The 8,844-nt window shown below is 69.8% G+C and carries 9 protein-coding genes; 5 read left to right on the forward strand and 4 right to left on the reverse strand.

What is annotated here, in order from left to right; genetic code table 11:
- Positions 1 to 72: 72 nt before the first annotated feature.
- The 5 genes from POF73_RS45260 (at position 73) to folE (ending at position 6,272) form a co-directional block, all read left to right on the forward strand.
- Complete coding sequence (locus tag POF73_RS45260) at positions 73 to 1,209, forward strand: zinc-dependent metalloprotease (RefSeq protein WP_272125377.1); 1,137 nt, start codon at positions 73 to 75, stop codon at positions 1,207 to 1,209.
- Between the two features lie 210 nt (positions 1,210 to 1,419).
- Entirely contained in the window at positions 1,420 to 2,643 is a 1,224-nt protein-coding gene (gene tilS, locus POF73_RS45265; RefSeq protein WP_272125378.1) for a tRNA lysidine(34) synthetase TilS, read from the forward strand.
- 75 nt (positions 2,644 to 2,718) lie between these two features.
- On the forward strand, positions 2,719 to 3,279 hold the full coding sequence (hpt, locus tag POF73_RS45270; protein WP_272125385.1) for a hypoxanthine phosphoribosyltransferase: 561 nt from the start codon (positions 2,719 to 2,721) through the stop codon (positions 3,277 to 3,279).
- 207 nt (positions 3,280 to 3,486) lie between these two features.
- Entirely contained in the window at positions 3,487 to 5,526 is a 2,040-nt protein-coding gene (gene ftsH, locus POF73_RS45275; RefSeq protein WP_272125379.1) for an ATP-dependent zinc metalloprotease FtsH, read from the forward strand.
- Positions 5,527 to 5,666: 140 nt separating this feature from the next.
- Entirely contained in the window at positions 5,667 to 6,272 is a 606-nt protein-coding gene (gene folE / locus POF73_RS45280) for a GTP cyclohydrolase I FolE (RefSeq protein WP_272125380.1), read from the forward strand.
- A 22-nt stretch (positions 6,273 to 6,294) separates the two neighbouring features.
- Here the strand turns inward: folE and POF73_RS45285 are convergent, their stop codons facing one another.
- From POF73_RS45285 to POF73_RS45300, 4 genes are all read right to left on the reverse strand, one after another.
- Entirely contained in the window at positions 6,295 to 6,783 is a 489-nt protein-coding gene (locus POF73_RS45285; protein WP_272125381.1) for a DUF3180 domain-containing protein, read from the reverse strand.
- A 56-nt stretch (positions 6,784 to 6,839) separates the two neighbouring features.
- Complete coding sequence (gene folK, locus POF73_RS45290) at positions 6,840 to 7,451, reverse strand: 2-amino-4-hydroxy-6-hydroxymethyldihydropteridine diphosphokinase (RefSeq protein WP_272125382.1); 612 nt, start codon at positions 7,449 to 7,451, stop codon at positions 6,840 to 6,842.
- Positions 7,448 to 7,807, reverse strand: a complete 360-nt coding sequence (gene folB, locus POF73_RS45295) for a dihydroneopterin aldolase (RefSeq protein ID WP_272125383.1) — start codon at positions 7,805 to 7,807, stop codon at positions 7,448 to 7,450. The genes folK and folB overlap by 4 nt, the downstream gene beginning before the upstream one ends.
- A 417-nt stretch (positions 7,808 to 8,224) precedes the next feature.
- A complete protein-coding gene (locus tag POF73_RS45300) occupies positions 8,225 to 8,728 on the reverse strand; it encodes a nuclear transport factor 2 family protein (protein ID WP_272125384.1) in 504 nt (167 codons plus the stop codon).
- Positions 8,729 to 8,844: the final 116 nt, after the last annotated feature.

Genomic DNA, 8,844 nt, shown 5'->3' on the forward strand with positions numbered 1-8,844 from the left:
CCACAGCCGGCCGCCGCCCCGGCAAACCCCCACGGCCTGCCCCAAGTGGGAACGCTCACGTACGGTTGACACATGACGAGCATCGGTGGTGCCGAGATGGTCGACTGGAATCTCGCGGTGGCGACCGCGACCCGGCTCGTACGGCCGGGCCCCGAGGTGAGCCGCGACGAGGCCAGGGCCGTCGTCGCCGAGCTGCGCCGACACGCCAAAGCCTCGGAGGAACACGTCCGGGGCTTCACTCGTATGGGCACGGAGGACACCCACGACACCCCCGTCCTCGTCGTGGACCGCCCCGGCTGGGTCCGCGCGAACGTCGCCGGGTTCCGCCAGATCCTCAAGCCCCTGCTCGAAAAGATGCAGGAGCGCCGCGGCGGCAGCACCGGCGGCGCGGTCCTGGGCGCCGTCGGCGGCAAGGTCACCGGCGTCGAACTCGGAATGCTGCTGTCCTTCCTGGCCTCCCGCGTTCTCGGCCAGTACGAGACCTTCGCCCCCGCCACCCGCGAACTCCCGGCCGGCGGCCCCCCTGACTCACCGAGCGGCGGCCGCCTCCTCCTCGTCGCCCCGAACATCGTCCACGTGGAGCGCGAACTCGACGTACACCCCCACGACTTCCGCCTGTGGGTGTGCCTGCACGAGGAGACCCACCGCACCCAGTTCAGCGCGGTGCCCTGGCTGCGGGACCACCTGGAGGGCGAAATCCAGTCTTTCTTGGGAGAGACCGACGTCGACCCCATGACCGTCCTGGAACGCATCCGCGAGGCCGCGCAGTCGCTGGCCGGCAGCCGGCCCGAGGCCGAGGAGGACGACGGCGGACGCTCCTTCGTCGAACTCGTGCAGACCCCCGCCCAACGGGAGATCCTCGGCCGCCTCACCGCAGTGATGTCACTCCTGGAGGGCCACGCCGACTTCGTGATGGACGGCGTCGGTCCGGCCGTCGTGCCGTCCGTCGCCGAGATCCGCGAGAAGTTCCAGCAGCGGCGCGCCAAGGGCGCCTCAAGGCTGGACATGGCCCTGCGCAAACTGCTCGGTCTGGACGCCAAACTCAGGCAGTACCGCGACGGCGAACGCTTCGTGCGGGCCGTCGTCGACCAGGTCGGCATGGACGGCTTCAACCGCGTGTGGACGTCCCCGAACACCCTCCCCACCAAGGCCGAGATCGCCAAACCGGCGGACTGGGTCGCGCGGGTGCATCGCAAGGCAGAGTCGTGAATCACGCGCCGAGTCGTGCATCTCATACGAAGGTCGTGAACCGAATCCGGCCGACGGCAGTCGAACGCCCCTGCAATCACCCGTCCGAGGGACCGTGAGCCATGGGTAGGCGTGCAATGCTCGGGGAACGGCCCGGTTCTGTCACCATCTACACACTCTGAGTGACCGACTCGGACTCACCCCCCGACAACTTCATGAAGGGAACCGGACATGGGTCCCCATCCTGCGGTCGCGGCGATACGCCTGGCGGTCCGCCGCGTCCTCCACGACATCCTCACCGAACACAGCCGCACCACCGACGCACCAGCGCCCGGCAGCCGGCGCGCGACCTCCTACGAGGCGCCGCACCTGGCACAGCCGATGGCGCCCTCAGTGACGTCCGCGGCCACCACGTTCGCCACCGCCGCGTACCACCCCGCACGCGCCGCGGTCGGCCACCGCACGGCACACGAGCCGTCGTACGAGCTCCCCCGCGCGACCCCGCAGGAGCCCCCGCGCACCACCCCGCACGAGCGACCCCCCTCCCCGCTCGTGCTCGTGGCGTGCTCCGGCGGCGCCGACTCCATGGCCCTCGCCTCCGCACTCGCCTTCGAAGCCCCCAAACTCGGCATCCGCGCCGGCGCCGTCACCGTCGACCACGGTCTCCAGCCCGGCTCCGACCTGCGCGCCGAGGAAGTCGTCCTGCGCATGCGCGAACTCGGCCTCGACCCGGTCGAGTCCATCGCCGTGACCGTGGGCCGCGAAGGCGGCCCCGAGGCAGCCGCCCGCGACGCCCGCTACGCCGCCCTCGACGCCGCGGCCCTGCGCCACGGCGCCCTCGCCGTGCTGCTCGGCCACACCCGCGACGACCAGGCCGAGACCGTCCTGCTCGGCCTCGCCCGCGGCTCGGGCATCCGCTCCCTGTCCGGAATGGCCGCGGTCTCGGGGGCCGACGGCCGCTACCGGCGTCCCTTCCTCCAGCTCGACCGGCAGACCGCCCGCAAGGCCTGCATGGTCCAGTCCCTGCCGGTCTGGGACGACCCGCACAACTCCGACCCCGCGTACACCCGGTCGCGGCTGCGCCAGGAGGGCCTGCCCGCCCTGGAGAAGGCCCTCGGCAAGGGCGTCGTGGAGGCCCTCGCCCGTACGGCCCAGCTCTCCCGCGACGACGCCGACGCCCTCGACGCCTGGGCCAGCCAGGCCGAGACAGCCGTACGCGACTCCGCCGGCCTCCTGGAGTGCGCGAAGCTGTACGCGCTGCCGCCCGCCGTACGCCGCCGGATCCTGCGCCGTGCCGCCATCGAGGCCGGGGCACCCGCCGGGGCGCTGTTCGCCCGCCACATCGAGGAAGTCGACCGCCTGATCACCGGCTGGCGCGGCCAGGGAGCCATCAATCTCCCCGGCAAAGTCGTGGCCCAGCGCCAGGGTGGCAGACTGGTGATTCGGCAAGGCTGAAACCGGACCCTCCCACCGGCCCCTCAAGCGGGTCGTGAGAGCGGCCGGGAAGAGCCGGTGGGACGACCGAAAGTGATGCGGGTGGACGCGAAAGACATGGGTGCCGACCTCAAGCAGGTACTCATCACCAAGGAAGAGATCGACGCCAAGCTCGCCGAGCTGGCCGCGAAGATCGACGCGGAGTACGAGGGCAAGGACCTGCTGATCGTCGGCGTCCTCAAGGGCGCGGTGATGGTCATGGCCGATCTCGCCCGGGCGGTGTCCACCCCCGTCACCATGGACTGGATGGCAGTGTCGTCGTACGGCGCCGGCACCCAGTCCTCCGGTGTCGTGCGGATCCTCAAGGACCTCGACACCGACATCAAGGGCAAGCACGTCCTGATCGTCGAGGACATCATCGACTCCGGCCTGACCCTGTCCTGGCTGCTGTCCAACCTCGGCTCCCGCGAACCGGAGACGCTCAAGGTGTGCACCCTGCTGCGCAAGCCGGACGCCGCCAAGGTCGCCATCGACGTGGAGTGGGTCGGCTTCGACATCCCCAACGAGTTCGTCGTCGGCTACGGCCTCGACTACGCCGAGAAGTACCGCAACCTCCCGTTCGTCGGTACGCTCGCGCCTCACGTCTACGGCGGCTGAGTCCGACGGTCCGGGAAAGCGGACCCGAAGGGCCCAAGCACCGTACGAAGATCGGGAACCCCGGCGGGCCTCGCGGCGTTGGAGCATGCAGACGGGCTTGCGGGCCCGCCCGTGCGGCTACGGGCGTCGAAGCTGGGGTACCGTCAGAAGAACTGTCTTATCAAACTCACTATGGCAGGAGGGACGGGGCGACACCGCTCCGTATGGATGGACGTGAAGCGATACTTCCGTGGGCCGGTCATGTGGATCGTGCTGGCCGTCCTTGCCGTGGTCGTGTTGATGCAGGTCGTCGGCTCGTCCGGCGGCTACAAGACGGTTGACACCGGCCAGGTCATTCAGGCGATCAATGAGAACAAGGTCGAGTCGGTCAAGCTGACCACCGGCGACGAACAGACCGTCAAGGCCCAGCTCAAGGACGGCGAAAAGGTCGAGGGCGCGACCAAGATCCAGGCGTCCTACATCGGCGACCAGGGCGTGGACATCGCCAACACGCTGCAGAACAAGTTCCAGCAGAAGCAGATCCCCGACGGCTACACGGTCTCGCCGTCCAAGCAGAACCCGTTCGTCGGCATCCTGCTCTCCCTGCTGCCCTTCGTCCTCATCGTGGTCGTCTTCCTGTTCCTGATGAATCAGATGCAGGGCGGCGGCTCCCGGGTCATGAACTTCGGGAAGTCCAAGGCGAAGCTCATCACCAAGGACACCCCGAAGACGACGTTCTCGGACGTCGCCGGCTCGGACGAGGCCGTCGAGGAGCTCCACGAGATCAAGGAGTTCCTCCAGGAGCCGGCCAAGTTCCAGGCCGTCGGCGCCAAGATCCCCAAGGGCGTACTGCTCTACGGGCCTCCCGGTACCGGTAAGACGCTCCTCGCGCGCGCCGTCGCCGGCGAGGCGGGCGTCCCCTTCTACTCGATCTCCGGTTCCGACTTCGTCGAGATGTTCGTCGGCGTCGGCGCCTCCCGAGTCCGTGACCTGTTCGAGCAGGCCAAGGCGAACGCCCCGGCCATCGTCTTCGTCGACGAGATCGACGCGGTCGGCCGCCACCGCGGCGCCGGCCTCGGCGGCGGTCACGACGAGCGCGAGCAGACCCTGAACCAGCTGCTCGTCGAGATGGACGGCTTCGACGTCAAGGGCGGCGTGATCCTCATCGCCGCGACGAACCGGCCCGACATCCTCGACCCGGCCCTCCTGCGCCCCGGCCGCTTCGACCGCCAGATCGCGGTCGACCGCCCGGACATGCAGGGCCGTCTGGAGATCCTCAAGGTCCACCAGAAGGGCAAGCCGGTCGCCCCCGACGTCGACCTGTCGGCGGTCGCCCGCCGCACGCCGGGCTTCACGGGCGCGGACCTGTCGAACGTCCTGAACGAGGCGGCGCTGCTGACCGCCCGCTCGGACAGGAAGCTCATCGACAACCAGATGCTGGACGAGGCCATCGACCGCGTCGTGGCGGGCCCGCAGAAGCGGACCCGGATCATGTCGGACAAGGAAAAGAAGATCACCGCGTACCACGAGGGCGGACACGCCCTGGTCGCGGCGGCCTCCCCCAACTCCGACCCGGTCCACAAGATCACGATCCTGTCCCGTGGCCGCGCTCTCGGCTACACCATGGTCCTGCCGGAGGAGGACAAGTACTCCACCACCCGCAACGAGATGCTGGACCAGCTGGCCTACATGCTGGGCGGCCGTGCGGCCGAGGAGCTCGTCTTCCACGACCCGACCACGGGCGCCGCGAACGACATCGAGAAGGCCACGGCCACGGCCCGCGCGATGGTCACGCAGTACGGCATGACCGAGCGTCTCGGCGCCATCAAGTTCGGCGGCGACAACACCGAGCCGTTCCTCGGACGTGAGATGGCTCACCAGCGCGACTACTCGGAAGAGGTCGCCGCGCTGGTGGACGAGGAAGTCAAGAAGCTGATCGAGACCGCGCACAACGAGGCCTGGGAGATCCTGGTCGAGAACCGCGACGTCCTCGACAATCTGGTGCTCGCACTGCTGGAGCGGGAGACGCTGGGCAAGGAGGAGATCGCCGAGATCTTCGCCCCCATCGTCAAGCGCCCGCCCCGGCCCGCCTGGACCGGTTCCTCCCGCCGTACGCCGTCCACCCGTCCGCCGGTGCTCTCTCCCAAGGAGCTTGCACTGACGAACGGTGCCAACGGCGCGACCCCGGCGATCAGCACCGCCAAGTCGACGGTGACGGAGCCCGCCCCGGCGACCGAGTCGGCCCCCGAGGAGCGTCCCGAGAGCTGACGCCCCACCCCGGTGCCTCACCGGGCCCGGAATGGATGCCGCGCCCCCCTGGTTTTAGCCTGGGGGGCGCGGCATTTTCGTATGCCGGCAGTTCAGACGCGTGACCCATACGCGCCACCCGCGAAGGAACGAGGCACCACATGACCGACCCCGTGACGCTTGACGGCGAGGGCCGCATCGGTGAGTTCGACGAGAAGCGCGCCGAGAACGCCGTACGCGAATTGCTGATCGCGGTCGGCGAGGACCCGGACCGTGAGGGGCTCAGGGAGACGCCTGCGCGGGTGGCGCGGGCATACAAGGAGATCTTCGCGGGGCTGTGGCAGGAGCCCGAGCAAGTGCTGACGACCACGTTCGACATCGGGCACGACGAGATGGTGCTCGTGAAGGACATCGAGGTGTACAGCACCTGTGAGCATCATCTGGTCCCCTTCCGGGGCGTCGCTCACGTCGGATACATTCCGGCCACCTCCGGCAAGATCACCGGGCTGTCCAAGCTGGCCAGGCTGGTGGACGTCTACGCACGGCGTCCGCAGGTGCAGGAACGACTCACTACCCAGATCGCCGACTCGCTCATGGAGATTCTGGAGCCGCGCGGCGTGATCGTCGTCGTGGAGTGCGAGCACATGTGCATGTCGATGCGCGGCATCCGCAAGCCCGGCGCGATGACCATAACGTCGGCGGTGCGCGGTCAGCTGCGGGACGCGGCGACCCGTAACGAGGCGATGAGCCTCATCATGGCCCGCTGACGCCCGAGGCGCTGATCCCGCGCTACACCGTCGGCGCTGTCCCCGCCCCGTCGTGTTCGTCGTCCTCCGGGAGCTTGCACACGCGCTCCAGGAAGATCGCCGCCACTATGACGCCGACGCCGGCCAGGACTGCGAAGCCGGCGTAGATGGCCTGGTCGCGGCGGGCGGGGATGTCGAGGTATTCCAGGAGGAAGACGCCGGTGCCGCCGTACATGCCGGCGACGAGGGCGGCGACCAGGGCGCTGGCGTGACCGAAGACGACCGCGCGGGCGGCCATCAGGGGGTCGACGCCCTTGGCCTCGGGGCGGCGTTCGCGCTGGGCCTTGAGGCGGGCGCGGATCGAGATCGCCGTGGACAGGAGGACCACGGCGATCAGGGCGAGGACGATGGGGGCGGCCAGGGGGACGCTGGGCAGGGTCCCGACGGAGTTCCAGAGGCGGGCGCCCGCCCAGGACAGGATGCCGGCGACGATGAACACGCCTGCCAGCATCCTGATGCGCAGCTCTCTCACGGTGTTCCTTCAGCTCCCCCGGGTCCCCATGGACGGTGTCGTCTTGACCTTAACGACTATTCGGGCAGCTGGAGTTCCAGGTCCGCGCGGGCCGCGATGCCTTCGAGGGTGATGCCGGCCAGGAGGTCGGCCACCGGGCCGCGGCCCGGGAGCTGTGCCTGGGGGTCGACGTCGTGCCAGGGGGCGAGGACGAAGGCGCGTTCGTGGGCGCGGGGGTGGGGCAGGGTGAGGATCGGGTCGTCGGAGACGACGTCGGCGTAGGCGACGATGTCGACGTCGAGGGTGCGGGCGCCCCAGCGCTCGCCCCGGACCCGGTGGAAGGCCTCCTCGACCGCGTGGGCCCGCTCCAGCAGGGAGGACGGGGGGAGCGTGGTCTTGAGGACCACGATCGCGTTGAAGTAGGAGGGCTGGGTGCCCGGCTCGACGCCCCACGGCTCCGTCTCGTACACCGGGGAGACCGCCTTGATGCGGACGCCGGGGGTGTCCTCCAGGGCGTCGACGGCGCCCTGGAGGGTCTCCAGGCGGTTGCCCAGGTTGGCGCCGAGGGAGATCACGGCCCGTTTCGGGTTGCTGAGGGTGGTGTCGGCGGCGTCGACCTGCTCGACGACGGAGGCGGGTACCGGCTGTACGGTCGGGTCGCTGGGGCCCTTGATGAAGGGTGCAGTCATACTCGGCTCCGGGTGATGGTGACGGTCACGTCGTCGAAGGGGACCGTGATCGGCGCGTCCGGTTTGTGGACGGTGACCTCGACCTCCTGGACCCCTTCGTGCTTCAGACAGGCCTGGGCGATGCGTTCGGCGAGCGTCTCGATGAGGTTGACCGGTTCGCCCTCGACGACGGCCACGACCTCCTCCGCCACGATGCCGTAGTGCACGGTCTTCGCCAGGTCGTCGTCGGCGGCGGCAGGCCGAGTGTCCAGGCCCAGGACGAGGTCCACGATGAAGGTCTGGCCCTCCTCGCGTTCCTTGGGGAACACCCCGTGGTGCCCGCGGGCCTTCAGGCCGCGCAGCGCGACACGATCCACGCGAATCACTCCTGCAATCGTCGGTGACGGCCGGTCGCTGCCGCGTGCGGGCGGCACACCGGCCTCGAACGAATCTACCTGCGGGCACTGACAGGGCCGGGCCACGGGGGTGTGGGTCCGGTCCGGGGCCAAGAGGATTCACCGAGTGTTTCCCCTGGGGAACCCGGTGGCTCATGGGTTGGTAGCCGCCCCTACCCGGGGAGGCGTGATTCCAACCACTTCTTGGTCCCGGCGGGGTCCCGCGGCCCTCGTGCGGGTGGCTCGCGGGCGGCCCGCGGGCGTCGTCCCGTGGTCTCCCGGCGGTTCCTGCGGTCGGTCCCGGTGGTTTCGCGGGTCCGGCCCGGTGGTTCCTGCGGGGTACGTCCCCGCCGTTCCGCGGTCCGTCCCTGTGGTCGTCCCCAGGGGGCGCCTACCCACTCAGGAGGGGGTGCCGTCGCTCTCTTCCTCGTCGTTTTCGGCCAGTACGGGTGAGGCGTGGTGGGACCAGATCTTCCAGCCGGCGGGGGTACGGCGGAACACGTTTGTGGCGACGACCAGCTGGCCCACCAGCGGGCCGAGCTCGTCGCCGCCCTCGGGGGCGGGGCCACCGCTGAGGATGTTCTCGGTGCAGGTCACCAGAGCGGTGTCGCCGGTGACGGAGACGTGCACATCGGTGAGGAAGAACTGAATGTAGTCGGTGTTCGCCATGATGAGGGCGTACGACCTGAGGACCTCGCCGCGTCCGGTGAGCACCGGCCAGCCGGGGTGCACGCAGGAGATCACGCCGACGTCGGCCGGGTCGTGGTAGGTCTCGTCGACGCCCAGGTCGGTCGGGGTGAGCCAGAGCGCGGAGAGCTCCTCGAAGTCGCCGCGTTCCATGGCCTCGTAGAAGGCGGTGTTGGCGGCTTCCACCTGCTCCACGTCGGTGTGGGGGGCGCTCACCGGGCTCCCTCAGCGCCGTGTGCGCCGTCGCGCTCGGGTGCGGTCTGCGGGCCGGGTGAGTCTCCGGTGGCGCCACGCGCCTCCTCGATGGCGCGGGCGACCCGCACCGCGTCCGC

This window comes from Streptomyces sp. HD (assembly GCF_028369295.1).
Taxonomy (GTDB): domain Bacteria; phylum Actinomycetota; class Actinomycetes; order Streptomycetales; family Streptomycetaceae; genus Streptomyces.

What these genes read in the sequence shown, in the direction of transcription:
- POF73_RS45260 (WP_272125377.1), top strand. Translation starts at nt 73, where the DNA reads ATGACGAGCATCGGTGGTGCCGAGATGGTCGACTGGAATCTCGCGGTG.
- tilS (WP_272125378.1), top strand. Translation starts at nt 1,420, where the DNA reads ATGGGTCCCCATCCTGCGGTCGCGGCGATACGCCTGGCGGTCCGCCGC.
- hpt (WP_272125385.1), top strand. Translation starts at nt 2,719, where the DNA reads ATGCGGGTGGACGCGAAAGACATGGGTGCCGACCTCAAGCAGGTACTC.
- ftsH (WP_272125379.1), top strand. Translation starts at nt 3,487, where the DNA reads ATGGACGTGAAGCGATACTTCCGTGGGCCGGTCATGTGGATCGTGCTG.
- folE (WP_272125380.1), top strand. Translation starts at nt 5,667, where the DNA reads ATGACCGACCCCGTGACGCTTGACGGCGAGGGCCGCATCGGTGAGTTC.
- folK (WP_272125382.1), bottom strand. Translation starts at nt 7,451, where the DNA reads ATGACTGCACCCTTCATCAAGGGCCCCAGCGACCCGACCGTACAGCCG.